36 protein-coding genes are annotated in these 21,878 nt (G+C 61.8%); 23 read left to right on the forward strand and 13 right to left on the reverse strand.

Features of this window, described 5'->3' with window-relative positions; translation table 11 throughout:
• Nucleotides 1-48 precede the first annotated feature (48 nt).
• The gene (mnmA, locus tag JCM7686_RS05975; RefSeq protein WP_020949963.1) at nt 49-1,218 is read right to left on the reverse strand and encodes a tRNA 2-thiouridine(34) synthase MnmA; all 1,170 of its coding nucleotides are present in this window, start codon (nt 1,216-1,218) and stop codon (nt 49-51) included.
• A 159-nt stretch (nt 1,219-1,377) separates the two neighbouring features.
• Between mnmA and sciP the strand changes: the two genes are divergently transcribed.
• Together sciP and JCM7686_RS05985 are read left to right on the forward strand one after the other, a co-directional pair.
• Entirely contained in the window at nt 1,378-1,653 is a 276-nt protein-coding gene (sciP, locus tag JCM7686_RS05980; RefSeq protein ID WP_020949964.1) for a CtrA inhibitor SciP, read from the forward strand.
• A 91-nt stretch (nt 1,654-1,744) separates the two neighbouring features.
• Nucleotides 1,745-2,431, forward strand: a complete 687-nt coding sequence (locus JCM7686_RS05985) for a response regulator (protein WP_020949965.1) — start codon at nt 1,745-1,747, stop codon at nt 2,429-2,431.
• On the opposite strand, the gene JCM7686_RS23875 is transcribed toward JCM7686_RS05985, so the two are convergent.
• The 11 genes from JCM7686_RS23875 to JCM7686_RS24295 form a co-directional block, all read right to left on the reverse strand.
• The gene (locus tag JCM7686_RS23875; RefSeq protein WP_020949966.1) at nt 2,330-3,340 is read right to left on the reverse strand and encodes a tyrosine-type recombinase/integrase; all 1,011 of its coding nucleotides are present in this window, start codon (nt 3,338-3,340) and stop codon (nt 2,330-2,332) included. The genes JCM7686_RS05985 and JCM7686_RS23875 overlap by 102 nt on opposite strands.
• A gap of 279 nt (nt 3,341-3,619) precedes the next feature.
• Nucleotides 3,620-3,880, reverse strand: a complete 261-nt coding sequence (locus JCM7686_RS06000; RefSeq protein ID WP_020949967.1) for a hypothetical protein — start codon at nt 3,878-3,880, stop codon at nt 3,620-3,622.
• Nucleotides 3,881-3,953: 73 nt separating this feature from the next.
• On the reverse strand, nt 3,954-4,772 hold the full coding sequence (locus tag JCM7686_RS06005) for a YfdQ family protein (protein WP_041527641.1): 819 nt from the start codon (nt 4,770-4,772) through the stop codon (nt 3,954-3,956).
• A 64-nt stretch (nt 4,773-4,836) separates the two neighbouring features.
• The gene (locus JCM7686_RS06010; protein ID WP_020949522.1) at nt 4,837-5,163 is read right to left on the reverse strand and encodes a hypothetical protein; all 327 of its coding nucleotides are present in this window, start codon (nt 5,161-5,163) and stop codon (nt 4,837-4,839) included.
• A gap of 71 nt (nt 5,164-5,234) precedes the next feature.
• On the reverse strand, nt 5,235-5,387 hold the full coding sequence (locus JCM7686_RS24650; protein WP_020949523.1) for a hypothetical protein: 153 nt from the start codon (nt 5,385-5,387) through the stop codon (nt 5,235-5,237).
• On the reverse strand, nt 5,384-5,914 hold the full coding sequence (locus JCM7686_RS06015) for a tellurite resistance TerB family protein (RefSeq protein ID WP_236635873.1): 531 nt from the start codon (nt 5,912-5,914) through the stop codon (nt 5,384-5,386). Before JCM7686_RS06015 ends, JCM7686_RS24650 begins: the two co-directional genes overlap by 4 nt.
• 72 nt (nt 5,915-5,986) lie before the next feature.
• Nucleotides 5,987-6,187 (reverse strand): hypothetical protein, encoded by a 201-nt coding sequence (locus JCM7686_RS06020; RefSeq protein ID WP_041527100.1) that lies wholly within the window; start codon nt 6,185-6,187, stop codon nt 5,987-5,989.
• Complete coding sequence (locus tag JCM7686_RS06025) at nt 6,187-6,390, reverse strand: hypothetical protein (protein WP_020949525.1); 204 nt, start codon at nt 6,388-6,390, stop codon at nt 6,187-6,189. The genes JCM7686_RS06020 and JCM7686_RS06025 overlap by 1 nt, the downstream gene beginning before the upstream one ends.
• Nucleotides 6,390-6,638, reverse strand: a complete 249-nt coding sequence (locus JCM7686_RS06030; protein WP_020949969.1) for a hypothetical protein — start codon at nt 6,636-6,638, stop codon at nt 6,390-6,392. The genes JCM7686_RS06025 and JCM7686_RS06030 overlap by 1 nt, the downstream gene beginning before the upstream one ends.
• A complete protein-coding gene (locus JCM7686_RS24655; RefSeq protein ID WP_020949970.1) occupies nt 6,635-6,811 on the reverse strand; it encodes a hypothetical protein in 177 nt (58 codons plus the stop codon). The genes JCM7686_RS06030 and JCM7686_RS24655 overlap by 4 nt, the downstream gene beginning before the upstream one ends.
• Nucleotides 6,812-7,514: 703 nt before the next feature.
• Nucleotides 7,515-7,757, reverse strand: a complete 243-nt coding sequence (locus JCM7686_RS24295; protein WP_148292580.1) for a hypothetical protein — start codon at nt 7,755-7,757, stop codon at nt 7,515-7,517.
• Between the two features lie 122 nt (nt 7,758-7,879).
• Here JCM7686_RS24295 and JCM7686_RS06040 point away from each other — a divergent pair, with 122 nt between their 5' ends.
• From JCM7686_RS06040 to JCM7686_RS06120, 17 genes are all read left to right on the forward strand, one after another.
• The gene (locus JCM7686_RS06040; protein ID WP_041527103.1) at nt 7,880-8,149 is read left to right on the forward strand and encodes a hypothetical protein; all 270 of its coding nucleotides are present in this window, start codon (nt 7,880-7,882) and stop codon (nt 8,147-8,149) included.
• Nucleotides 8,150-8,437: 288 nt separating this feature from the next.
• The gene (locus tag JCM7686_RS06045; RefSeq protein WP_020949972.1) at nt 8,438-8,659 is read left to right on the forward strand and encodes a hypothetical protein; all 222 of its coding nucleotides are present in this window, start codon (nt 8,438-8,440) and stop codon (nt 8,657-8,659) included.
• Entirely contained in the window at nt 8,652-9,191 is a 540-nt protein-coding gene (locus JCM7686_RS06050; RefSeq protein ID WP_020949973.1) for a hypothetical protein, read from the forward strand. The genes JCM7686_RS06045 and JCM7686_RS06050 overlap by 8 nt, the downstream gene beginning before the upstream one ends.
• Nucleotides 9,188-9,697: a hypothetical protein gene (locus JCM7686_RS06055; protein WP_020949974.1), complete on the forward strand. Its 510-nt coding sequence runs from the start codon at nt 9,188-9,190 to the stop codon at nt 9,695-9,697. The genes JCM7686_RS06050 and JCM7686_RS06055 overlap by 4 nt, the downstream gene beginning before the upstream one ends.
• Before the next feature lie 75 nt (nt 9,698-9,772).
• Entirely contained in the window at nt 9,773-10,402 is a 630-nt protein-coding gene (locus JCM7686_RS06060) for a hypothetical protein (RefSeq protein ID WP_020949975.1), read from the forward strand.
• Between the two features lie 238 nt (nt 10,403-10,640).
• Nucleotides 10,641-11,213, forward strand: coding sequence for a hypothetical protein (locus JCM7686_RS06065; protein WP_020949976.1), 573 nt, complete (start codon nt 10,641-10,643; stop codon nt 11,211-11,213).
• Nucleotides 11,210-11,917, forward strand: a complete 708-nt coding sequence (locus JCM7686_RS06070) for a hypothetical protein (RefSeq protein ID WP_020949977.1) — start codon at nt 11,210-11,212, stop codon at nt 11,915-11,917. The genes JCM7686_RS06065 and JCM7686_RS06070 overlap by 4 nt, the downstream gene beginning before the upstream one ends.
• Nucleotides 11,918-12,029: 112 nt before the next feature.
• Nucleotides 12,030-12,377 carry an HNH endonuclease gene (locus JCM7686_RS06075; RefSeq protein WP_041527164.1) on the forward strand — a complete coding sequence of 116 codons (348 nt, stop codon included), beginning with the start codon at nt 12,030-12,032 and terminating at the stop codon, nt 12,375-12,377.
• A gap of 155 nt (nt 12,378-12,532) precedes the next feature.
• Complete coding sequence (locus tag JCM7686_RS06080) at nt 12,533-13,006, forward strand: P27 family phage terminase small subunit (protein ID WP_020949979.1); 474 nt, start codon at nt 12,533-12,535, stop codon at nt 13,004-13,006.
• Nucleotides 12,993-14,807, forward strand: a complete 1,815-nt coding sequence (locus JCM7686_RS06085; protein ID WP_020949980.1) for a terminase large subunit — start codon at nt 12,993-12,995, stop codon at nt 14,805-14,807. The genes JCM7686_RS06080 and JCM7686_RS06085 overlap by 14 nt, the downstream gene beginning before the upstream one ends.
• Nucleotides 14,807-16,054 carry a phage portal protein gene (locus JCM7686_RS06090; protein ID WP_020950737.1) on the forward strand — a complete coding sequence of 416 codons (1,248 nt, stop codon included), beginning with the start codon at nt 14,807-14,809 and terminating at the stop codon, nt 16,052-16,054. Before JCM7686_RS06085 ends, JCM7686_RS06090 begins: the two co-directional genes overlap by 1 nt.
• A complete protein-coding gene (locus tag JCM7686_RS06095; protein ID WP_020949981.1) occupies nt 16,032-16,877 on the forward strand; it encodes a head maturation protease, ClpP-related in 846 nt (281 codons plus the stop codon). The genes JCM7686_RS06090 and JCM7686_RS06095 overlap by 23 nt, the downstream gene beginning before the upstream one ends.
• Nucleotides 16,878-16,889: 12 nt before the next feature.
• Nucleotides 16,890-18,179: a phage major capsid protein gene (locus tag JCM7686_RS06100; protein WP_020949982.1), complete on the forward strand. Its 1,290-nt coding sequence runs from the start codon at nt 16,890-16,892 to the stop codon at nt 18,177-18,179.
• A 69-nt stretch (nt 18,180-18,248) separates the two neighbouring features.
• Complete coding sequence (locus JCM7686_RS06105) at nt 18,249-18,737, forward strand: hypothetical protein (RefSeq protein WP_020949983.1); 489 nt, start codon at nt 18,249-18,251, stop codon at nt 18,735-18,737.
• The gene (locus tag JCM7686_RS06110; RefSeq protein ID WP_020951333.1) at nt 18,734-19,240 is read left to right on the forward strand and encodes a head-tail connector protein; all 507 of its coding nucleotides are present in this window, start codon (nt 18,734-18,736) and stop codon (nt 19,238-19,240) included. The genes JCM7686_RS06105 and JCM7686_RS06110 overlap by 4 nt, the downstream gene beginning before the upstream one ends.
• Nucleotides 19,237-19,569, forward strand: coding sequence for a phage head closure protein (locus JCM7686_RS06115; RefSeq protein WP_020949984.1), 333 nt, complete (start codon nt 19,237-19,239; stop codon nt 19,567-19,569). Before JCM7686_RS06110 ends, JCM7686_RS06115 begins: the two co-directional genes overlap by 4 nt.
• A complete protein-coding gene (locus JCM7686_RS06120) occupies nt 19,566-19,952 on the forward strand; it encodes a DUF3168 domain-containing protein (RefSeq protein WP_020949985.1) in 387 nt (128 codons plus the stop codon). The genes JCM7686_RS06115 and JCM7686_RS06120 overlap by 4 nt, the downstream gene beginning before the upstream one ends.
• A gap of 22 nt (nt 19,953-19,974) precedes the next feature.
• Here JCM7686_RS06120 and JCM7686_RS06125 read toward each other — a convergent pair whose 3' ends face one another.
• Nucleotides 19,975-20,349, reverse strand: coding sequence for a hypothetical protein (locus tag JCM7686_RS06125; RefSeq protein WP_041527165.1), 375 nt, complete (start codon nt 20,347-20,349; stop codon nt 19,975-19,977).
• Between JCM7686_RS06125 and JCM7686_RS06130 the strand changes: the two genes are divergently transcribed.
• The 4 genes from JCM7686_RS06130 to JCM7686_RS23350 are packed head-to-tail and all read left to right on the forward strand — an operon-like array spanning nt 20,348 to nt 21,827.
• The gene (locus JCM7686_RS06130) at nt 20,348-20,794 is read left to right on the forward strand and encodes an HK97-gp10 family putative phage morphogenesis protein (RefSeq protein WP_020949986.1); all 447 of its coding nucleotides are present in this window, start codon (nt 20,348-20,350) and stop codon (nt 20,792-20,794) included. The two genes, JCM7686_RS06125 and JCM7686_RS06130, sit on opposite strands and share 2 nt — an antisense overlap.
• 10 nt (nt 20,795-20,804) lie before the next feature.
• Nucleotides 20,805-20,993: a hypothetical protein gene (locus tag JCM7686_RS06135; RefSeq protein ID WP_041527166.1), complete on the forward strand. Its 189-nt coding sequence runs from the start codon at nt 20,805-20,807 to the stop codon at nt 20,991-20,993.
• Entirely contained in the window at nt 20,986-21,438 is a 453-nt protein-coding gene (locus JCM7686_RS06140; protein ID WP_020949987.1) for a phage tail tube protein, read from the forward strand. The genes JCM7686_RS06135 and JCM7686_RS06140 overlap by 8 nt, the downstream gene beginning before the upstream one ends.
• Nucleotides 21,438-21,827, forward strand: coding sequence for a gene transfer agent family protein (locus JCM7686_RS23350; protein WP_020949988.1), 390 nt, complete (start codon nt 21,438-21,440; stop codon nt 21,825-21,827). The genes JCM7686_RS06140 and JCM7686_RS23350 overlap by 1 nt, the downstream gene beginning before the upstream one ends.
• The last annotated feature ends 51 nt before the right edge of the window (nt 21,828-21,878 follow it).

Raw genomic sequence — 21,878 nt, forward strand, 5'->3', positions numbered from 1 at the left:
GCGACCTTTGGGTCGCCGTTTTCGTTTCAGCCTGTCGTGGCGCGATTCTCAGCCGCCGCGGCGATGCGAGATCCAGCCGCCGCCCAGAACTCGGGTCGAATCGGGGGCATAGAAGACGCAGGCCTGACCGGGGCTGACGCCTTCTTCGGGGTCGAGCAGCTCGATCTCGGCGCGGTTGGAGCCGGTGGCGCGCAGGATCGCCGGGCGCGGCGGTCGGGTCGAGCGGATGCGGGCGCTGATCTGGATCTCGCCCTCGAAGGGGCCGTCGCCCAGCCAGTTCACCTCGGTCACCGGGACGATCTTGGTCCGCAGCGCCTCTTTCGGTCCGACAATGACGCGGCGCGCATCGGGATCAAGCCTCACGACATAAAGCGGATCGCCAAGGCCGCCGATCCCCAGCCCACGGCGCTGGCCGATGGTGTAATGGATGACACCGCGATGGGTGGCCAGCACATTGCCGTCGAGATCGACGATCTCGCCCGGATCAGCCGCGCCGGGGCGCAGCTTTTCGATGACGCTGGCATAATCGCCATTCGGCACGAAGCAGATGTCCTGACTGTCCGGCTTGTCGGCAATCGCAAGACCGTATTGGGTCGCCATTTCGCGGGTCTCGGCCTTGCTAGCCAGCCCCCCCAGCGGGAAGCGCAGGAAGGAGAGTTGCTCGGGCGTGGTCGAAAAGAGGAAATAGCTTTGATCGCGCTGCGGATCGGCCGCCATATGCAGTTCAGGCCCATGCGCGCCCACCGTGCGGCGAATATAATGCCCGGTCGCCATGCAATCGGCATCGAGATCCTTCGCGGTTTCCAGAAGGTCACGGAACTTCACGCGCTCATTGCAGCGGATGCAGGGGACCGGGGTCGCGCCGGCGAGATAGGCGTCAGCGAATTCCTCGATCACCGATTCGCGGAATTTGTTTTCGTAATCAAGAACGTAATGCGGGAAGCCCACGCGCTCGGCGACGCGGCGCGCGTCATGAATGTCCTGACCGGCGCAGCAGGCGCCTTTTTTGGCCAGCGCAGCGCCATGGTCGTAAAGTTGAAGCGTGACCCCGATGACATCATAGCCCTCGGCCGCGAGATGGGCCGCGACGACCGAGCTGTCGACGCCGCCCGACATGGCAACCACCACGCGGGTTTCGGCCGGAGGTTTCGCAAAACCAAGCGAATTCAGAGGAATATCCCGCGCCTCTGCGAGCGGGATCGGGGTCGTCAGTGTCATGGATCATCCTTTCGCGGTGGTCAGGACCGCCGCATTTGACGAAAAAATAGGGAAAACACGCGATATTCTCAAGGGGCGGAGCGCCGATTTCCCCCGCTGGTTTCACCGCGGATTAAGAGAAGTCAGGCAGAAAGGAGAGAACGACGACAGGTGATTTCCATGTTTCTGAAGAAAAGCACGGGGCCGCGCACGGTGACCCTGCCGGATGGTCGCATCCTCACGCAGGCCGATCTGCCGGCTCCGAACACCCGCTGGGTCGCCAGCCGCAAGGCCGTCGTGGCCGAGGCGGTTGAATACGGGCTCTTGACCCGCGACGAAGCTTTGAGCCGCTACGGTTTGACCGAAGAAGAGCTCGATTGCTGGGTCGAGGCCATTCGCGGTCATGGGCGCGAAGCGCTCAAGGTGACGCGGATTCAAAGTTTTAGACAACTGTAGATTGATTATTTTTATAATTGATCCACAGTAACGGGAAATTAACTATTTGCGCGCATCCTGGAGCTGGACTGGACAAATCAAGGACCGTCACATGCGTATTTTGCTGGTCGAAGATGACCCAACGACTGCCCGCAGCATCGAGCTGATCCTGGCGAATGCCAGTTACAACGTCTATCGCACCGACATGGGCGAAGAGGGTATCGATCTCGCAAAGCTCTATGATTACGATCTGATCCTGCTCGATCTCGATCTGCCGGACATGCACGGGATGGAGGTTTTGCGTCAGCTGCGCATGTCCCGGGTCGACACGCCCATTCTCATTCTGACCGGCTCGGATGATACCGAAAGCAAGCTGCGCGGCTTTGGTTTCGGCGCTGACGACTATATGACGAAGCCCTTCCATCGCGAGGAAATGATCGCCCGCATTCAAGCAATCATTCGCCGCTCCAAGGGCCATAGCCAATCGGTGATCCGGACCGGCAATGTCGTGGTCAATCTCGACGCCCGCTCGGTCGAGGTCGGGGGCAAGCCCGTGAACCTCACCGGCAAAGAATATCAGATCCTCGAACTTCTGAGCCTGCGCAAGGGCACGACGCTCACCAAAGAAATGTTCCTGAACCATCATTATCTCCTCCTAGTAGTTTGTATTTGTTTAGAATTAAATCTGCGGAACAAGTTACGGTACAATGTTCTCATTTTTGCCGCGGGCCTTCTGAGCTTCTTTCGCTCTCGCTTTTTGGGCCGCAGCCCCCGCGTAAAGCTTCACCATCTCGCTTGAACTGTGGCCAGTGATCGCCTTGACGTGCTCTTCGGTCATCCCTGGCAACGCTGAGATTTCGGAGGCAGCGGAATGTCGCAGCGAGTGAATATCCCAAGCTTCCGCTTTCACGGAATCCAGCTTGCGTGCTTCCATGATCCATTTCCAGGCAAGGCTGTAGCTGACGGGCGATCCGTTCTTTTGCGCGACAATGGTCGCGCCGATGCGTGGCGTTTGGGCAAGGATCGCGGCTAATGCTTCGGTGACCGGAATCCATAAGACTGTTCCTGTCTTCGTTTGCCGCAGTGCGATACCACCGTCTTCGAGATCGCCCCATTGCATTCGAAGCACATCGCCGATTCGTTGACCGGTGCCGAGCAGAAGTTCAAAGACCAATCGTGTTTGCGCGTCCGCAGCATCTCTGAACGCGTTGATCTTGTCTGCAGGCCAAGGCTTGCGCGGCGGTCGCCTCCCTTTCAGCTGCATAACCCCAATTGCCACATTCCGATCGAGCCACCCTATTCGGATGGCGTGGCCCAAGAGGGTCACGAGCGCTCCCACCTTTCTGTTGGCATCGGTCGGCGTTTCTTTGAGGGCGTCCCGCATCTCATAGACATGAACGGTTCGGAGGGTAGCCGGATCTATCGTGCCCATCACCTCCTCGAAGTAACGGAAGTGTCGAAGATAGCTGATGCGAGTATTCTTCGCTAATTCCGGCCAGCGCTCGCTTTCCATGTACTTCTGAATAAGGCCTTTGATCGTCCGTTTGGGGGCGGGCGGTCTGCCTTTCAGCATCATTGCATATTCAGCTGCAAACTCTGCTGTTCCGGGCAGAGAATGCATACGTTGGCACTTACCGTAACGACAATAGTAGATGTGGAGATTGCGGCCCCTACGGTAGACGTACTTGGGAAGCTCTTTCTTGGTCAACGCCGCCTCGTCCAATTTACCATGTCTATGGGCTGCACTTGATCGCTCGCGTCGACTGCGTCTCTAGCGAATTTTATTACGAACTTGCCGCCTTCGATGTGAGCTTCTGTCACGATCTTTCCCTGCTGCTGACAGACGGCGAGGTATTCTCCAAAGAGGTCCGCAACTCTCGGTCGCCCCATCACCCAACCCTCGTGTCTTCTTTGGTGACCAGATGCTGGCAGTGCGTGCCGCCGATGGTGGCGCGGTCGATGATCATGGGCAGGTGCAGCCGATAGGTCATGCCAGTTCCTCCGGAAAGCAGAGCGGACAGGGGATATAGGCAAGCCAAGCGAAATCCTCCTTGCCGGTACCATTACAGGACGAGCAGTCGGGATCGGGCGTGCCGAGGTGAATGTTGATCTGAACGCGCGCGGCCTCGACCGTCTCGGCGGTGCCGCGGGCGTTGCTCTCGTCATGCGTCCAGGTCACCGGCGCGCCGGGAACGTCGGGACGAACGATCTCGATGCCGCGGTGGGTGAGGGGTTTGTGGGCTTGCATCTTGCGTCCTATCAGCTGGCGCTCGGGATGCTGGCCCGCCGCGGGGCCAGGCACCGAAGGGTCGCTTAGGGGGTCAGGCAAACCGGCCCATGTAGAAGGGCAGGCCGGTTTCCTCAGATGCGGTGAGTGCGATTTGCGTGAAGTGCGCGCGACGTTGGTATTCGACGCGATGCCATTGAAATCCGAGACCAACCGCGCCGCCACCCATGGCGCGCCAACGGAAAAGGCAATTCAGTTCTTCCGGCTGCTCGCCGTTGTAGATCGGAATGGAGAGCGTGAACTTCTCGGGGATCACGACGCCGTTCTGGACCTTGGTATCGGTCTCGAAGACCAGCTTGCGGTCGCCGTTGTCCAGGCGCAGGGCGGATTTGTAGGTTTGTCCGACCGTGGCCTCGAAGTCGCGGCTGATCTCGATCATGGTCGCGGCTTCGGGATGCCCGATGTCGACGCTGTTCTCTTCGAGGAAGCGCGCGAACTCGTCTTGGGGATGGATCTTGCCTTCCATCGCATCCCAGCGGGCAAACTCCTCCGAGGGGCGCAGCTTTAACGTGACGGCATGGGCGTTGTAACCGGGGGCGGGGAAGTCTTCGCCAAGGTTATGCTCGTGCCAGTCAAGGCGTGCCGACACGGTGAGCGCGTCGAAATCCGCAATGATAACCGAGCGATCAGATTTGAAGCGGTTGGCATAAGCTGAGAGCGATGCGCGATCATCGACCGTGACCGCTTGCTGGACCCGCGAGGGAAGCCGGTTCGGGTCGGAAATGTCGAGTAGGCTGAAACTTTTCGGCAGCGCAGCGTATTCACGGCCGTCCTGGCCGAAGATGGTCGGCGCCGCGATGCGTGCGGCCTCCAGAACGGTTTCGAGGGTGCTGCGTGGATCCGCAGCAAGCACGGTGACTTGGCCGAATTGTTCGGAGCTTTGAGACATGGTTGGTCCTTTCGGGTTGGGGACGGGATCAGACGTCGATCGCGCGTCGGCGTTCGAGCTCGTCTTCGAAATCCATCTGGTTGGGGTCGCGGCGGGTAAGGCGGCCATCATCGGTGGCGAAGTAAATGCCGGTTCCCATGCTTCGGGTCGGTTTCTTGATCGAGATGTCGGGGACGACTTCGAGCTGGCCGGCTTTGTTGACCTTGATGCCGACCTTCATGGTCAGGCTACCGCCATTGCCGGTTTCGCGGATCGCCTCGATCAGCTCGGAGAGCTTGTTGTCTCCGGTTTCCAGCAGTTCGCCACGGCGAAAGCTCTGGATGAATTCGAGGAAGTTGAGTTCGTTGCGCGCCATGGCGGTTGCCTCTGTGCAGGTTGCAATAGGGGGACGGGATGCCGGTCCGCGCGGGACCGGTCACCGGAGGGTCAGGCTTTCTTGGCACGCCAACCGATGGTGGCACCGCAGCCGAAGATCGCGAGGGATGCGATCAGATCGAATGCTGCGGGGAGGATCACCTGTGCGATGATCGCAGCTGCGGCGATGCCAAGCGCGGATGGTAAGCTAAGATGCTCGATCATGCGGCTAGCCGCGACAGGTCGATGCCCAGATCCTTTGCCACGGAATCCAGAACCTTCTGCTCTTCTGGTGCAATCGATCCGTCCGCCTCCGCAACATCGAGCATGGTCAGCACAACGGCCTCTGCCATCTCGGCATCTTTGGCGATCTCGCTGATTTCCTTGCGCAGCCCCGCGCGACCGACGCGCCCGCCGCCTGCGCGATCCAGCATGGAATTGATCGTCTTCTCGATCACCTGGGGCTCAAAGCCCTGTGCGAGCACCTTATTTGCCTTCACGGCTTTGACGGTCGCGCTGACTTCGTCGTCACCAATCTCGCCGTCAGCAGCGGCCACGAGTGCTGCACCGGCACAAACGGCTTCGAGATAGTCGGTCCGGCCAGAGAACTTCTGGACGACAGCCTCTGCCTTCTTGCCAAAGAGCTTTCCAAGCATCTGATTTCCTTTTCCTTGTGAATGCCCGGAGCCGCCGGGCGCGGTTCTGTTGGGAATGTTGCCCCCGAGGGCCCTATCCACCTCGGGGGCTTCCATCCGCGTCAGGGAGGGGGAGACGCGGTTGGAATTGGCGCCGCCGGGGCTGCCGTCCCGGCGGCTCTGCTGCGCTCAGTTGGTGGGCTGGGCGGGGCAGGTTTCGGGTTCGGATTTGGCGGGGCCGAATTCGGCGTGCAGCGCTGCGATGATTGCTGCCGTGACGCGATGCGCGGTGTCTTCATCCAGCACATGCGCAGCGACCTGCAGGATGTGGAGACCGGTCAGATTATCGACGATCCAGCCGTTACTCGACATGCGAAACCGGGCCGCCATCACAGCGCCCCCTCGGCGATCTGGCTGTTCGGCGCGGTTATCGCGGTGATAATGGCGCTGCCCAGAGCGCTGTCGCGCAGCCCCGGGACCTCGTGCAGCGCGCGCCGCAGCAGGTCCTCGGTGATCAGCATCCGAACTGCCAGCATCGGCAGTTGTGCGGCAAACTCGGGGCCCATGAGCTGGGTGGGTGAGGTTGTCGACATCAGCGCACCCCCTCGACCAGCTGCTCGATCGAGCGTCCACGCGTTTCCAGGGAGGTCGGCGCGACGAAAGCCTGCACATCCGCCCAGCTGATCGCGCTGCCCGCGACGTGCCAGGCTGTGACGATGATGATGACAGCGGAAATGGTTGCGGCGACCAGTGCTACCGCGCGGATCGCGCCGGAGAGCATGGCGCCGATGCGCGGGGCGGGGCGGGCGGCTGCTTTGGCCGGGTGGGCAAGTGCGATCATGCTGCGCCCGCCTTCCGGAGCAAGCGCAGCGCAGCGTTCACGCGGCTGGCGTGGTTCCGGCTGGTGTCTTTCAGGATCGCGATCGCACGGGCGGTCAGCGTCTCCGGCTCAAGACCGGCGTCCGCCTCGGGCATGGCGAGATCTCGGACAGACAGGACGGTGGGAATGTGCATGTGCGGGCTCCATCCGGTTGGGGATGGGGATATTTATGCGTAGTGCATAAATTATGTCAATGCGATACGCATATAAATATGCGAAATATATGCGATGTGATTCTGTGATGGCAAAATCACCGAGGTTAACGCGTTGCGTTGTGCCTTGCTTGCGGTAGTCGAATTATTCACAGATTCGCCCTCAGGTTTTATTCTGGGAGCGTGAGTCAACTGGTTGCCTAAAGGACTTGTTCACCTAACGTTCTGATGTCGGCGGTTGTGGAGAGGGTAATGGTCAAGCTTTCGGTTGAGGAGGATATGAAGTTCATTCTGAGGTCGCTGCGGGCAATCAGCTCTCTTCCGGTCGGAAGAGAGCGCGTTGACGCTTTACAACGGCTGCTATCATCCGCTGCTCTTCTTCGGACAGTCCGTCCAGGGAATCCGTTATGGCCTTCACTATTGGCGCTAGCGGAGACTGCGGATCGGCCGACTCGGTAATCGGCTCCGGGCCTAAATCTCCGAATAAGAGCCACTCCGGGCGAACGCCAAATGCTTTGCCATATTTGGCTGCGTCGTTCTGGTCGTAGGCACGACTTCCATTCTCGTGCGCGGCATATGTTGGATACGGTAGTGCCAAGCGCGCGGCACCGGCCTTTGCTGATTTGTACCCAGCGCGTCGACGAGCATCTTTGAGTCTGCTGTATGCGGTGTTCATGCTCAGCTTCTACAGTATAAAAATATGCATAGCGCATTGACCTAAAAAAATGCGTAGAGCATAATAATATGCATGACGCATATTTTTCACATTTGGCCCAAGATGGCCGATCTCGCGGCGGATCTTGGTCTGAGCTATCAGACTGTCGCCGCGTGGAAGCGGCGCGGGCGCATTCCCGCAGAATATGACCTTTCGTTGATCGAGGCGGCGAATCGCAAAGGTTGCAGCCTGACGCTCGATGTTCTCGCTCATGCGCGCGCTGTTCGGAAAAGATCTCCCGAGGACGCGGCATGAGCCTTCGCCCCGCCGCATCCTCTCTCCGTTCTGATGATCGTCCTTCTCCACGGGGACACAACAGCACAGGACTTTCTGAAATGTCTTTCCGAAAATGCAGCGGCGAGGAAGCCGAGCGGGCATGGTTTGCCAGCTTGCTCTGGCGCGCCTTCCCAGAGGCGCAGTCCGAGAACGATCTGGCGGAACGTGCAGCTGAGGTCCTGACCTCGGATCGTCGCCCGGTCACCTCGCGCACGGTGCGCAACTGGCTCCGCCGGGAGAATGCCCCGCATTTTCGCTATGTGCTGAAGGTCGTCGCCTTGGTCGGTGCCGAAGCGGTGTTTCAGATCATCGATCCGGAGGCGGAATGATGCGGGTGCTCTGGCGCATGGCGCAGCGATATTACGCGGCCCGGCATCGCCGGGCGCTTCGGGTGGCGGGTCGCTCGGCTGCCGATGCCGAATGGTTCAAATCGCAGTCGGAAAGATTTTTCCAACGGATCAAGGGCGCAAGCCGCGAATAACCCGGAGATTTTGCGGCCCTCCGGTTTCGTCACCGCCTAGCCTGTCCGGCTCCGGTGACCAACTGCGGGGCGGTCTCTGCTCAGATCGCCCCGCCTTTTCTCAAACAAACGCGAATGCGCATGAGGGACGGATCAGATGTATATTGCTTCTTCTCGCACAGCCGATGAGCGCGACCTCGCGATCCTGCGCCGCGCCGTGAGCGGCGACAGCTATTCCGAAATCAGCCGCGATCACGGCAAAGGCGTCTCCTTCTCTCGCGTGCTGGTCGCGCGGATCCGGGATGCAGATCTGCGCGAGAGCGGCGAGGCGGCGAGCATTGTGATCGCAGGCTATCCGAAGGCGCGCCTCCATGGGTAAGCGATCGAATTTCCCGCGGCGGGAGCGTGATTGGTACGCGACGCCGTCGGCAGCGGTTGCGCCGCTTTTGCCGCATTTGACATGGGGCGACAGCTTTGTCGAACCCTGTGCGGGAGACATGGCACTGGTCAGTACGCTCGAGGCCGCTGGCATGTCTTGCCAATGGGCGGGCGATATCGCGCCGCGTCATGAGGATGTCCGGTGCTGTGATGCCCTCTCCGACGATCTGGCCAGCTGGGCCGAGGATGTCGATTACATCATCACCAATCCGCCATGGACCCGCTCGATCCTGCATCCGATGATCCGGCATTTCGCGGCCATGCGCCCGACCTGGCTGCTGTTTGACAGCGATTGGGCGCACACGCGGCAGTCGGCTGAGTTCACGCCGCTCCTGCGCAAGATTGTCTCGATCGGGCGGGTCAAGTGGATCCCCGACAGCACGATGACCGGCAAGGACAATTGCTGCTGGTATCTGTTCGATGACCGCCCTTCCAACGGGATGACGGAGTTCTTCGGGAGGGCAGCGGCATGAGCGATTCCGTTCTCGGCCAGCCCGGTCGTGGGCGCGGCTGCTATCATTGGCAGGGGCGGGTCTATCATGGGGCCAAGGCCGTCGCGGCGGCGGCGGGCGTTTCTCTGAATACCGTATTTCGCCACCTGCGCGCCAACGGCAATCTCGATGGCCTCAGCGCCGAGGTTGCGGGTCGGTATGAATGGCAGGGCAAGTTCTATCGCCGACAGGCCGATGTCGCGGCGGCGGCCGGCACCTCGCGGTCCGGCGTTTCACAGCACCTTAGGCGTCACGGGAACCTCAAATCGCTCGGTGTCGGTGTGGGGCGCAATAATTCCCGCGCACCGATTCCGGGGCAACCCGTTCGGGTTGGGTCACAGAAATGGGAATCGATCAGCGCCCTAGCGCGCGTGATCGGGGTATCACGGCCAACCGTCAAGCGATGGCTGAAGCGCGGTGACCTCGAGCGGCTGCAAGCTCGGCTGATGGCGGTTGATGTGCGGGCCGCGAAAAGAGGTGCCGCATGAGTGTCGGCAAAAACACTCGGGCTCTTAGCCTGACACGCATTTTCGCAAAGCAATCGATGAGAAAGGACGGCATGCATGTCGCAAGCCTCTGATTTTTGGGCTTACCCGCTGCGTCATGGCGATAAGCTGCCCGGCTATGAATGGATGCCGCTCTATACGGAGCGCCTGCTCTCGTCGCGGTTTGTGTCCACGGCCATCTTTGCTGGCCGTCGCGAAGATATAGGCACCGCTCTGCTCTTGTGGGCCAAGAGCATGAAGCAGGATCCAGCAGGAACTTTGCCGGACGACGATGTCGAGCTGGCCCAGTTCGCGAGCTTTGGCACCGATGTTGGTGCGTGGCGTGAGGCGCGAACGGTTGCGCTCTATGGCTGGCGGCCGGTTCACATTGATGATGCGCCAGAAGGTGCAACACCGCGCCTCGCCCATCCGGTGATTGCCGAAATCGCGAAGGATCAATTCTCACGGCGGCGTGGGCGCGAACGTGGGCGAGAGGTTGCAGCATTTGCGATGATGAAGTCGCGGGTGCGCGGCAAGCTTCGTGAGATCAACCACGGCAAGGTCGCTGAAAACGAATTCGCAGTGGAGCAGATCGCAGGTTGGCTGCGGGACAATGACCTCTATGTCACGGCTGAAAACGTGCGGGTCGCAATGGAAGACGTCATGGGCGGCCCCAAGGTTGTCGCCCTGGCCGGGAGAGAGGTCTGATCGATACGGCGTGGTGTTAAGGTGCTGTTAGATAACTGAAATCAACTGTTACGTGATGTTATGATAACAGTTACCAACAGTTACGATGTCAGGGGTTAACAGGTCTGCAACTGTTATTGCCCTACAGGACAGCACAACACATCACACCGACATAGACAAAGACAAGAAACCTCTTATGGCGCGGCTGAGATGCTGCGCCTGTGGATAAGTCGAGACGTGCTGAGAAACGGGGATAGCCATGAACAGCGAAGAACAGGCACAGGGCGAAAAGCGGGTTTTGCGGCTTCTGGTCGAGCCATTGAAGCGGCGCGGGCTGGCCAAGCCGTCCTCGCTGACCGTTGCTGACTTCGAGGAAATGGTCAGAGATATGTGCGCGTGGCTCGCCTATATGTCGGCTGGGAGCCTGATGGCGCTTGAGGAGCAGGTCGCGGCAAGCCCCGGCGGCAAGGATCGCGATCGCTTCCCGATCTCGAACCAGATCCTGCAATGGGCGGGCGAGATCCAGCCGCCGGGCGACAGCGCTTCACCCTTGATCCGCGCCGTCTTTTCTCATGCCTGCGGCCAGACCGCGATCGCAGAAGGCTGGGCGCCCGAACTGCTTTTCGACTTGCGAAAGAACCGACGCTGGCCGTCTGCCTGGGCGCTCGGCACCATTCGCGATGGCGCGGCGAGCACCTTGCGCCGCTATCGTGATCTCGAAGGCCGCCTGGCCCGAGAAGGTGAGCTCGGCCCGGTGGACCTTGACTGGTGGGATCGGCGCAACGCGGCGTTGCAGCGTTGCCGCGAAATCGGGGAAGGGGTTGCAGCATGACCAAGGACTATCGGCAAATGGCCCAAGGGAGGGCGGCGGAAGAACGGGCGCGCCTCGATGCGGTTCTGTCGCGCGCCACACCGGTAGAGGGCTGCGGTCCGCTGATCCCGGTGGCGCCCGCGCGGGGGCCGCAGGTGGTGGTGACGCCGCTGCGCATGGTGCCGGATCCGAAGGACGGAACCGGTTGGAAGGTCGAGGAAATGGGCTGGCGCGGCTTTAACGCCGTGCGCGCGGCAGATGTCTTTGACGATCTTGCCCGCCGAGCGGCTCGGAGAAAGGCGGCGCCGCCCTTCTCGCCGGGGCAGGTTCAGGTTGCGCGGCTCTATCGCGATCTGGTCGAACGCCATGATGCGGGCGGGATGCGCTGCTCAAGCCTTGAGGCTGGGCGCGGTGGCTCAAGCTCGGGTGGCGAGTTCATTGATGCCTTCATCGAAGAGGGCAGGGTGATCGATCTTTTGCGCCGTCGCATCGGGGCCGGTGTCGCCATGGCGGTGCGTCGAGTTCGGCCCTCGGCGCGGGGTGAGGGTGGCGCGCGGATCATTCACGACCGCGTGCTGGTTGATGAGATTTGCCTGCATGGACGGTCGTTTCGCGACGTGCTGGAGCGGCATGGGTGGACTGGGACCGCGCGAAATATCAACATGCTTGTCGTGTCTTTGACTGCGGTCCTCGAGCGCATGCGCGGACATTTTGCGCCAGCCTAAGTCAAACCCTCTTGACTGCTTAGGACGCACGGCCCTATCAATCTTTCTATCATCTATCAGTGCGCCCGGCGGGATCATCCCAAGCCGGGCGCACTGCGTTTCAGGGTCTGCGATGTCGCGTCACGCTCTCTATAAGACGGCGCGGTGGCGGTCTGCCCGGCTTGCGCATCTGCGACAGGAACCACTTTGCCGGATGTGCCAGCTGCGCGGCATCCTCAATGATGGATCTCGGTCAGCGTCGGGCGAGCCGCAGGGCAACCCGAAGCGGCGCTTTCTAGTGGTCGATCACGTCATCCCGCACCGCGGCGATCTGGTTCTCTTCTGGGATCAGTCGAATTGGCAGACGCTCTGCCCCGATCATCATGACGTGGTGAAGCAGCGCGAAGAGGTGCGGGGCTTCTCGAACGCGCGGGGCCCGGACGGATGGCCGCTCGACCCGCAGCATCCGGCGAACCGGTAGGGCCCCAGCGCGATCCGTCAGCGCGTTGCCAAAATGTCACAGATGGGAGGGGGGAGGTCGAAAGTTCAGGGGCGTCGGGCCCAGGGACCGGCGTCCATCCTTTCTGTGCGCAAAGTCGAAATTGGATAGAAAAAGCCCAAGGTTAGGAAGAGGTAATGGCAAGGGGACGCAAGCCTGCCGAGTCTGTCGTCGTGCCGATGAAGGACGACGGCGACGCCGGTCACAATCTGCAGGCCCGTGCTATCGCCCGCGCCGCCGAGCTTCGGCCCGAAGGGCTGCTCGACAAAGAACGCTGGGTTTATGACCGGTTGGCGCCCCACCTTTGCCATCCGACCAAGGCCCGACTGAACGAGATCAACATCTTCATGTTCGTTCAGCTTTGCCGGTCGGTTGTGCGCTACGAAGATTACCAGCTGCTGCTGGCCGAGTTGGGCGAGACCTATACCGCGCAGACGCGCAACGGCATCCAGATCAAATCCCGGCCCGAGATCGCCCAGCTCAACGAGACTTGGCGGCAGATCCGTGCGCTTGGGGGCGACTTCGGTATGACGCCGGCGGCAGAGCGTTCGCTTGGCGGGGGTGGCCAGCTTGGCTTCACCTTCCCGGACAACGGCGATGACTTCACTTGAAGCCGCGCCGGCGGATCGCTATGCGGCCGATCCAGTCACCGCTTGGGCCGAGGATGTGGCGGCCGGGAAGGTCACTGCCGGGCCGCATGTGCGTAACGCCGCCGCGCGGCACATCCGCGATCTGGCCGAAGGACCGGGGCGCGGGCTCGTCTGGGATGTCGATGAGGCCAAGCGGGTCATCGGCTGGTTCGCCCGTAACCTGCGGCTCAATGGCGGGCAGTTCGAAGGCAATCCCTTTGTGCTCCATCCGAGCCAGGCGTTTCGCGTCGGCTCGCTCTTTGGTTGGAAGATCAAGGCAACGGGGCTGCGCCGCTTTCGCCGCTTCTATGACGAAGAGGGCAAGGGCAACGGCAAGAGCCCGATGCTCGGCGGCATTGGCCTCTTCCTGCTGGTCGGCGATGGCGAGGCGCGCGCCGAGATCTATTCAGCGGCTGCCAAGAAGGATCAGGCGCGCATCCTCTTCAATGACGCCGTGGCCATGGTCGATCAATCGCCGCGGCTGGCATCGAAGATCGTGCAGCATGGGATCGAGCCGGTCTGGCAGCTGAGCTATCGCGGCAAGGATGGTGGCAAGCGGTTCTTCAAGCCGATCGCCAATGAGACCAAATCCCGCGGCCAATCCGGACCGCGTCCGCATGCGGCACTCTGCGATGAGGTCCATGAGCATCCGAGCCGGGATACGATCGACATGCTCGAGCGCGGCTTCAAGTTCCGCAAGCAGCCGATGCTCTGCATGGCGACGAACAGCGGGTCTGATCGCAAGTCGATCTGCTGGGAGGAGCATCAGCACGCGGTGCAGGTCGCCGCGGGGATCAAGGAGGATGATCGGACCTTCGCCTTTGTCTGCTCGCTCGATGAGGGCGACGACTGGGCCAATGATCCGAGCTGCTGGGTCAAGGCCAATCCGTTGCTGGGCGAGACGATCACCGAGGAATGGCTGGCCGAGCAAGTCAACCAGGCGAAGATGATGCCGGGCAAGCGCAACGGCATCGCCCGGCTGCACTTTTGCGAATGGACGCAGGCGCAGACGGCGGCGATCAAGCGTGAAGCTTGGCTCGCCTGCACAGGCGAGGTCGATGAGGAGGAGATGCTGCGTGCGGGCTATCCCTGCTATGGCGGTCTCGACCTCAGCCGGACGCGGGACTTTACCGCGCTGACGTTGCTCTGGCTAATCGATGCGACCCGTGACGCCGAGCGCTTCGTGACCAAGACTTGGTTCTGGACCCCGAAGGACACGCTCGCCGATCGCGCGGCGCTGGACCAGACGCCCTATGATGAATGGCATCAGCAGGGCTATCTCGAGGCGGTGCCGGGCGACCGGCTCAAATATGCCTGGCTCGCCGATGCGGCGGCGCGGCTCAACGCGAAGTTCGCGCCGATCACCATCGGTTGCGACCAGTACGGCCTCGAGCGGCTGCAGGAGAACCTGACGGATATCGGCGCGGCAATCCCGGCCGAGATCCACCCGCAGGGCTTTCAGAAGCGGATCCTGGAAAAGGACGCCTCGCAGCCCGAAGGCCAGCAGGAAATCTATTTGTGGATGCCCGACAGCATCAACAAGCTGGAGGCGGGGCTCTATGAGCAGCGCTTCCTGATCGATCGCAACCCGCTCATGGACAGCATGGCGGCCAGCGTCGTCTATGCCGAGAACCGCACCGGGCATCGGATGTTCGACAAGCCCAATGCCTATGGCCGCATCGACGGCATGGTCTCTCTCGCCATGGCAACCGGTGTGGCGCTCTGCAGGCCACGCGGTGCCGGGCCATCCATCTACGAGGAACGCGGAATTTTGGTGATCTGATGGGATACTTCAACCGCCTTGGCGCGGCGCTGCTCGGTCAAGGCGGGGTGAAAGCCGCGGTTTCCGACGGTCCGCCTTCCTATGACCTGAGCGATCCGCGCATCGTGGAGTTGATGGCGGCGCTCAGCCAAACCGAGAGCGGCGGACAGGTCTCGGTCGCCAGCGCCTTGCGCAACACCACGGTGTTTCGCTGCGTCAGCCTGATCAGCTTTGCCATGGGGATGCTGCCCTTGCAGCTTCACCACAGCAAGGACCGCAGCAAGGCGCGCGAGCATCCGCTTTATGCCCTGCTCGCGGTTCAGCCGAACGATTGGCAATCAGCCTTCGACTTCAAGGCGTGGATGCAGTTGCAGGCGCTGGTGCGCGGCGATGCCTTCGCGCTGATCGTGCGCAGCATGGGGCGGCCGATCCGGCTGGTGCCTCTGAAGCCCGGCACGGTGACCGTGGTTCAGCGCGCCGATTGGGCCGTGGATTATCACTATCAGCCCGCGCGCGGCGGCAAGCAGATCTTTGGCGCGAACGAGATCCTGCATCTGCGCGGTCTCTCTGAGGATGGGCTGCGCGGCATGTCCTTGGTCAAACAGGCCGCCGAAGCAATCGGCCTCGCCGCGCAAGCTCAGAAGGCGGCGGGGCGGCTCTTCAAACAGGGCATGATCGTCGGCGGCATCCTGAAGCATCCGGGCAAGATCAGCCCTGAGGCCTTCGCCCGGCTCAAGGCGAGCCTAGAGGATCGGCGCGGGGCAGATGGGGCCTATAAGGAGATGATCCTCGAAGAGGGCATGTCCTGGGATGTGCCGTCCGCAACCAGTCGCGACAGCCAGCATCTCGAGATGCGCGGCATGCAGATTGAAGAGATTGCCCGCGTCTTCGGCGTGCCGCGCCCGCTCCTGATGCTCGACGACACTTCATGGGGATCGGGCATTGACGTGCTCGGCCAGTTCTTCGTGCGCTACGGGCTCGCGCCGTGGTTCACGGCTTGGGAGCAAGCCATCCGCCGGTCGGTCCTGACCGGCGCGGAAAAGGAAGAGCTTTACGCCAAGTTCAATGACGGGGCGCTGCTGCGCGGCTCGATGAAGGATCAGTCGGAGTTCTTCGCCAAGGCGCTTGGCGCCGGGGGGCATCAGCCCTGGATGTCAGTCAAGGAAATCCGCGACCTGCAGGATCTTCCCGAGATCGATCCCAAAGACCTGCCGCCCGCTCTGGGCCAGAGAAAGGAGAAGGGCAATGAGCCTTCGCAAACTGCCTGAGATCGCTGCAGCGCGCCTGCCCACGGTCTGCGCCTTTGAGCCCGATGCCGATGCGGTCGAGCGTTGGAGCCCTGGCATGATGGCTGCGGTTTCGGGCGAGACGACGATCAGCATCCTCGATGTCATCGGCGAGGATTACTGGACCGGTGGCGGCGTGACCTCGAAACGGGTCGCCGCTGCCCTGCGTGCCATCGGCGATCAGGATGTCGTGGTCGATATCAACTCGCCCGGCGGCGACTTCTTCGAGGGCGTGGCGATTTACAACGCCCTGCGCGCCCATCCCCGCAAGGTGACGGTGCGGGTCATTGGACTGGCCGCTTCGGCTGCCTCGATCATTGCCATGGCTGGCGATGAGATCCAGATCGGCAAGGCAGGATTTTTGATGATCCACAACTCCTGGGTCATGGCGATCGGCAATCGTCACGATCTTGCCGATGCCGCGCGGACGATGGAGCCCTTCGACGATGCCATGGCCACGGTCTACAGCGATCGGGCCGGGGCGACGAAAGCCAAGGTCACCGAATGGATGGATGGCGAGACCTGGTTCAACGGCGAGCAGGCGGTGCAAGAGGGTTTGGCCGATGCCTTTCTCGCGGCCGATGCCGTCGCCGAAGACAAGACCAAGGCGGAGGCGGCGCGCGGGGTGAATGCCACCCGGCGCATCGACGCACGCCTCGCCAAGACTGGCATGCCTCGGACGGAACGCCGCGCGCTTCTGGCCGAGTTGAAAGGGGGCACGCCCGACGCTGCCCCGCCCGCTACGCATGACGCTGGCGCACTGGTCGCAGCCCTCGCTGCGGCATCCCTGACAATCCGGTCATAACGGAGGTATCCCATGACCAAACATTTTGCCCCCGCGAAAGCTCGCGGGATTGTCTCCGTGCGTGCAGATGGTGATGCGCTGTCGCTGATCCGGGCGCTGAATTCGGACTGGAAGGCGCATAAGGATGCGCAGGCCGAGAAGGACAAGCAGCTCGCTGCCCGCTTCGACGATGTCGTCACGACCGACAAGCTGGTCAAGATCGAGGCTTCGGTCGGCGCGCTGACCGGGGCGCTTGATGAAGCCAACGCCAAGCTGGCGGCTCTGGCGCTGAACGGGCCCGGCGGACAGGATGAGCGCAGCCAGGAAGAGCGGGAATACTCCGCCAGCTTCGATGCGTGGTTCCGCACCGGCGAGGGCGAACGCGACCTGAAGGCGCTGGCCAAGAACGGCGGGATCAAGGCGGCCTACTCGGTCGGCTCCGATCCGGATGGCGGCTATACCGCGCCGGTGGAATGGGACCGCACCATCACCGACAGGCGGGTCGAGGTCTCGCCCATGCGCCAATATGCGGGCGTCCAATCGGTCTCGGGGCAGGGGTTCAAGAAGCTCTACAACGTCCACGGCACGGGCGCGGCCTGGGTCGGGGAAACCGGCGCACGCCCGCAGACGGCAAGCTCGACGCTGGTCGAATACGATTTTGCCTTCGGTGAGCTTTACGCCAACCCGGCGGCGACCGAGCGCATCCTCGAAGATAGCGAGATCGATATTGCGAGCTGGCTTGCAGGCGAGGTCAACATCGAGTTCGCGCGGCAGGAGGGCCTTGCCTTCATCAACGGCGACGGCGTCAACAAGCCCAAGGGCCTGCTGCGCTATGACGCGGCGACCGAGGCCGCGCTGCCCGTCGCGCAGCGCCACCCGCTCGGCGCGATCGGCGAGGTCAACACCGGCGCGGCAGCAGGGCTGACCGCAGATGGGCTGATCGATCTGATCTATGATCTGCCCGAGGATCGCTCGACCGGGGCGGCGCTCTATGCCAACCGCAAGAGCCATGCTGTCATCCGCAAGATGAAGGATGGCGAGGGCAACTTCCTGTGGTCGCCGCCGTTCCAAGCGGGCCAACCGGCGCAGGTCCTCGGCCAGCCGATCCGCGAGCTCTCGGGCCTGCCCGATGTTGCAGCCAATGCCGTGCCGATCGTCTTCGGCAATATGGCCGAGGGCTATCGGATCTTCGATCGCGTCGGCGTGTCGGTGCTGCGCGATCCCTACACCAACAAGCCCTACATCCTGTTCTACACCCGCAAGCGCGTCGGCGGCGGGCTCTGGAACCCGGAGTGGCTGCGCTATCACCGCGTCGCTGCCTGATCGGGCGGGTCTGCATTGATCGAAGGGGCGGCGCGACCGCCCCTTTTTCTATGGAGAAGGAGGCCAATTATGGCGAAGCTGACCAAGCCCATCACCGGCGTGCCCGATGGTGAAATCTATCCGCGCGTGATCCCGGCAGGGGAAGACTGCCCCGCCTCGCTCGTGACCTATGCCCAAAGCGAGGGCGCGTTCGATCCTCTGCCTGATGGCAACATGCCCCTGACGCTCCGCGCCGACATTCTCGAATCCCCGGAGTTTCAGGCGGTCTTTGCCGAGATGATGCGCGAAGCGAAGGAGGCTGCGGATGAAGCGCTTGCGAAAGTCGATGAGCGCAGCTCCGAGCTGGAGGCACGGTCGAGCGCGCTCGACCTGCGCGAGGCAGATCTCGATGCGCGCGAGGCCGATCTGGCTGCACGTCTCGCTGCCATTGAGGCGCATCCGTCGCGCGACGATGAGGCGGCTCATCAAGCCGCGGATGAAATCGATGCCGCGAAGGGAGAGGCGGCGAAGCCGAAAGGCCGGGCTGGGAAAGCTGAAGCGGGCGAGCCGTCGGCATGATCCCGCGTCTCGTGGTCGCGCCGACCGAGCTTCTGGTCACGCTAGAGGATGCCAAGGCACATTGCCGGATCGACGGCAGTGACAGCAACGCTCTGGTTCAGGGCTATATCGATGCCGCCATAGCCTATCTCGATGGCTATCGCGGCATTCTCGGCCGTTGCATCATGACCCAGACTTGGGAGATCGATCTGCCCTGCCTCGGGCGCCATCGCCTGCCGCTGCCGGATGTGATCGAGGCCAGCGCCGTGGATGCCGAAGGCGAAGAGATCGCCTGCGAGTTAGTGCAAGATGCGCGGGGCAGCAGCGTCATTCTCGCCGGTGCGGCGACGGTGCGCTTTACGGCGGCGCTGCCGGAAGAGCTGCGCCCGAGCCTGCGCGTCGCGGTGCTGTTGCTGGTCGGGCATTGGTATGAGAATCGTGAGGCGGTCACGTCCACGGCGCCGCACGAGCTGCCAATGGCTGTCGATGCACTGCTCGCGCCGATCCGTTGGTGGGCGCCATGACCGCGGGCAAACTCGATCGCCGCATTGCCTTCCAGTCGCCGATCGAGGGCAAGGATGCCGACGGCAAGGTCGTGCAGGCATGGTTCGATGAGTTCACGCTTTGGGCAGGGGTTCGCTATCTCAAAGGCGGCGAGGCGGTGATGCAGGCTCGGCTGGCCGCGCGGGCACCCGTCCTGATCATCATTCGCCGGTCGAGTGATGCGGCCCGGATCACCAATGCCTGGCGCTGTCTCTTTGACAACGAGGTTTATCATGTGAAGGAGCTGCCCCGCATGACGGAGGATCGCGCCTATCTCGAGTTCCTCGCCGAAGCGGTGATCACGCCGTGAGGGCCGGTCGCAAGCTGCGGGTCATGGTCATCGCCCGGATTGAGGCGGCTGTGCCCGCGCTCGCGGGACGGGTCTATGACCGCCCCACCGAAAAAGCCGCCGCACCCTATGCCGCGCTTGGACCGAGCGATTGGCGGCCAGACGATGCAGAGTGCATCGCGGGTCGCGTGATCTCGCTCCAGATCGATGTTTGGGAGAAAACCGAGAGCAAGGGCGCGCTCGAGGATCTGACCGATGATGTCGCCGCTTGCCTCAAGGGCTGGGCCGATACCGACGCGCTCACCATGCATCCGATCGAGATCGCGCTCGTTCGCGTCATGGATGACCCCGATCCGGATTGGGTCCATGGCGTGGTCCAGATCGAGGTCGAGGTAGAGGAGTAGGGTATCCAAGTCGGGTCAGTATTCAGAAGTTTAGAGGCTGATCGGCACCAAATTGAGCGCCGGCGCATACCCCTGTCTCCGACAAAATGGTTTCGTCGTCCTTTTCGACATCCATCACTGAATTGGCCGGTGACCAGCGGAAGTGGTATCCGTCAATGTTCGCGGTTTCAAAGCGAGTTGAGCCGGAACCCAGCGCCATAACAACCGGCCCTCGACCGCCGACAGTTATGACGCCCGACAAATCTACGTTTGTCCGAGAGAAAGACATGATCACATTCGGTATGGTCGGAAACTCGCAAGAAAGAGCGAATTGGTCAAACTCATCCGGTCGGTCATTCGCCAATGCGGGGAGCGTAAGTACCAATGCCAAAGCAATAATTGGGAGTGCGTGGCGCATGGTTAATAGCTCCGGATTGAAACTCAAGCTGTCCGCTATCCCAGTCAAGGTCCTTGAGGCTGTCAAGAGCCAGATGGAGGCTTACGCCAATCAGATTGTGGGTGAGATGCGGATGCTTGCCCCAGTTCTCGCTGAGCCTGATCCGCGCCGAACGCCGGGCGCGCTGCGGAATAGCATCGGATGGACTTGGGGGAAGGCGCCAAAGGGGGCAATGACCATTGCTGAGGTCAAAGGCAACAAGATCGAGGGGCTGTTCATTACGATCTATGCCGGGACGCGTAGCAAATCGCTTGGCGGCAATGATGCCTATTATGCTCGATGGGTGGAGTTCGGAACGAAAGGTGCCCCGGCGCAGCCGTTTTTCAATGTCACCTGGCGCGCCAATCGCAACCGGGTCCGTCAGGGCATCAACCGGGCCATGAAGAAGGCCGTCCAATCCATCTGAAGGAGGCGACATGCCAAAGCCAACGCGCGCGGAGTACCGCGTGCTGAAGTCGTTTGACTACGTGCCCAAGCAGAGCGTGGTCATCGCTTTCAAAGCGGGGCAGCTCCGTTCGGGCCTGACCGCAGACATGATTGCCCGGGGAAAATCACTCGGCGCTCTCGAACCTGTTTCCACCTCAAAGGAGCCTGACAATGGCTAAGCCGAAAACCTATTCCGGGTCGCTCGTGGCGATCTACCTCGAAGGCGCGGTCGCCGGGCAGTTCACACGTCCGTGCGGTCTGACACAGCATTCCGTGTCATTCACGAAGAACATGAACGAGGTCGATGTGCCGGACTGCGATGATCCGGACCTGCCGGCGTGGATCGAGCGCGAGGTTTCCTCACTCGATTTCTCTGGCAATGGTTCCGGCGTGCTTGCGGTCGGAGCTGTCGATACCTGGTGGGAAGCCTTCGAATCGAAGGAATCTATCCCGGCCCGGGTCTATATCGGCAAGCCGGATGATGTTCAGAATGGGCGTTATTGGGCTGGCAATATTCATGTCAGTTCGTTCGAGGTCACCGGCAATAAAGGCGAAAAGGCGCAGGTCTCGATCGCCTTTGCCTCTGACGGCGAAATGACCTTCCATAACATCACGGCACCCTGATGCGCGAGCCGGAGTTCCTCAACTGGGCAGGAGGGGAGCATCCCTTCCTGCACCGTATCGGTGAATTGCTGGCTCTGGAAAAGTCATGCGATTCCACAACCGGCGAAATCTATGAGCGCCTTGGCTCCTCGCTGGTCGGGGCGCTGCGATGGGGTGTGCGCGATGTCAGCGAGACGATTCGCCTTGGCCTGATCGGCGGCGGGATGGATCCCGGAAAGGCACGCGAGCTAACTCTCGGTGCGATTTCATCTTTTGGCCTCATGGCTCTAGCCCCGACCGCCCTGGCAGCGCTTTATGGGTCGCTGCGCGGCGACGATGAAGAGGTGGTGCCGGATGGGGACGGTCTGCCGCAGGACGAAAAAAAAACACACCGCAAGGCTAGATCCTGAGGGCCTTTATGGCTCCGGCGCCGTCCTCGGCTATCGTCCTCTGGACGTGCG

The sequence above is a fragment of the Paracoccus aminophilus JCM 7686 genome (genome assembly GCF_000444995.1).
In the GTDB taxonomy this organism is placed as follows: Bacteria; Pseudomonadota; Alphaproteobacteria; order Rhodobacterales; family Rhodobacteraceae; genus Paracoccus; species Paracoccus aminophilus.

Bases quoted from the DNA above. Each gene is read 5' to 3' on its own strand.
- JCM7686_RS06140 (WP_020949987.1), top strand. From the start codon at position 20,986: ATGGCTAAGCCGAAAACCTATTCCGGGTCGCTCGTGGCGATCTACCTC.
- JCM7686_RS06105 (WP_020949983.1), top strand. From the start codon at position 18,249: ATGGCGAAGCTGACCAAGCCCATCACCGGCGTGCCCGATGGTGAAATC.
- JCM7686_RS06100 (WP_020949982.1), top strand. From the start codon at position 16,890: ATGACCAAACATTTTGCCCCCGCGAAAGCTCGCGGGATTGTCTCCGTG.
- JCM7686_RS06070 (WP_020949977.1), top strand. From the start codon at position 11,210: ATGACCAAGGACTATCGGCAAATGGCCCAAGGGAGGGCGGCGGAAGAA.
- JCM7686_RS06090 (WP_020950737.1), top strand. From the start codon at position 14,807: ATGGGATACTTCAACCGCCTTGGCGCGGCGCTGCTCGGTCAAGGCGGG.
- mnmA (WP_020949963.1), bottom strand. From the start codon at position 1,218: ATGACACTGACGACCCCGATCCCGCTCGCAGAGGCGCGGGATATTCCT.
- JCM7686_RS06000 (WP_020949967.1), bottom strand. From the start codon at position 3,880: ATGCAAGCCCACAAACCCCTCACCCACCGCGGCATCGAGATCGTTCGT.
- JCM7686_RS06030 (WP_020949969.1), bottom strand. From the start codon at position 6,638: ATGATCGCACTTGCCCACCCGGCCAAAGCAGCCGCCCGCCCCGCCCCG.
- JCM7686_RS06020 (WP_041527100.1), bottom strand. From the start codon at position 6,187: ATGGCGGCCCGGTTTCGCATGTCGAGTAACGGCTGGATCGTCGATAAT.
- JCM7686_RS05985 (WP_020949965.1), top strand. From the start codon at position 1,745: ATGCGTATTTTGCTGGTCGAAGATGACCCAACGACTGCCCGCAGCATC.
- JCM7686_RS06110 (WP_020951333.1), top strand. From the start codon at position 18,734: ATGATCCCGCGTCTCGTGGTCGCGCCGACCGAGCTTCTGGTCACGCTA.
- JCM7686_RS24295 (WP_148292580.1), bottom strand. From the start codon at position 7,757: ATGAGCGAGAACATCGAGCGTCAGGCTGCAACCTTTGCGATTCGCCGC.
- JCM7686_RS06060 (WP_020949975.1), top strand. From the start codon at position 9,773: ATGTCGCAAGCCTCTGATTTTTGGGCTTACCCGCTGCGTCATGGCGAT.
- JCM7686_RS06125 (WP_041527165.1), bottom strand. From the start codon at position 20,349: ATGCGCCACGCACTCCCAATTATTGCTTTGGCATTGGTACTTACGCTC.
- JCM7686_RS23350 (WP_020949988.1), top strand. From the start codon at position 21,438: ATGCGCGAGCCGGAGTTCCTCAACTGGGCAGGAGGGGAGCATCCCTTC.
- JCM7686_RS06015 (WP_236635873.1), bottom strand. From the start codon at position 5,914: ATGGAAGCCCCCGAGGTGGATAGGGCCCTCGGGGGCAACATTCCCAAC.
- JCM7686_RS06045 (WP_020949972.1), top strand. From the start codon at position 8,438: ATGTATATTGCTTCTTCTCGCACAGCCGATGAGCGCGACCTCGCGATC.
- JCM7686_RS06115 (WP_020949984.1), top strand. From the start codon at position 19,237: ATGACCGCGGGCAAACTCGATCGCCGCATTGCCTTCCAGTCGCCGATC.
- JCM7686_RS06095 (WP_020949981.1), top strand. From the start codon at position 16,032: ATGAGCCTTCGCAAACTGCCTGAGATCGCTGCAGCGCGCCTGCCCACG.
- JCM7686_RS06010 (WP_020949522.1), bottom strand. From the start codon at position 5,163: ATGGCGCGCAACGAACTCAACTTCCTCGAATTCATCCAGAGCTTTCGC.
- JCM7686_RS24650 (WP_020949523.1), bottom strand. From the start codon at position 5,387: ATGATCGAGCATCTTAGCTTACCATCCGCGCTTGGCATCGCCGCAGCT.
- JCM7686_RS06025 (WP_020949525.1), bottom strand. From the start codon at position 6,390: ATGTCGACAACCTCACCCACCCAGCTCATGGGCCCCGAGTTTGCCGCA.
- sciP (WP_020949964.1), top strand. From the start codon at position 1,378: ATGTTTCTGAAGAAAAGCACGGGGCCGCGCACGGTGACCCTGCCGGAT.
- JCM7686_RS06050 (WP_020949973.1), top strand. From the start codon at position 8,652: ATGGGTAAGCGATCGAATTTCCCGCGGCGGGAGCGTGATTGGTACGCG.
- JCM7686_RS24655 (WP_020949970.1), bottom strand. From the start codon at position 6,811: ATGCACATTCCCACCGTCCTGTCTGTCCGAGATCTCGCCATGCCCGAG.
- JCM7686_RS06055 (WP_020949974.1), top strand. From the start codon at position 9,188: ATGAGCGATTCCGTTCTCGGCCAGCCCGGTCGTGGGCGCGGCTGCTAT.
- JCM7686_RS06135 (WP_041527166.1), top strand. From the start codon at position 20,805: ATGCCAAAGCCAACGCGCGCGGAGTACCGCGTGCTGAAGTCGTTTGAC.
- JCM7686_RS06080 (WP_020949979.1), top strand. From the start codon at position 12,533: ATGGCAAGGGGACGCAAGCCTGCCGAGTCTGTCGTCGTGCCGATGAAG.
- JCM7686_RS06085 (WP_020949980.1), top strand. From the start codon at position 12,993: ATGACTTCACTTGAAGCCGCGCCGGCGGATCGCTATGCGGCCGATCCA.
- JCM7686_RS06075 (WP_041527164.1), top strand. From the start codon at position 12,030: ATGTCGCGTCACGCTCTCTATAAGACGGCGCGGTGGCGGTCTGCCCGG.
- JCM7686_RS06040 (WP_041527103.1), top strand. From the start codon at position 7,880: ATGTCTTTCCGAAAATGCAGCGGCGAGGAAGCCGAGCGGGCATGGTTT.
- JCM7686_RS06065 (WP_020949976.1), top strand. From the start codon at position 10,641: ATGAACAGCGAAGAACAGGCACAGGGCGAAAAGCGGGTTTTGCGGCTT.
- JCM7686_RS06130 (WP_020949986.1), top strand. From the start codon at position 20,348: ATGGTTAATAGCTCCGGATTGAAACTCAAGCTGTCCGCTATCCCAGTC.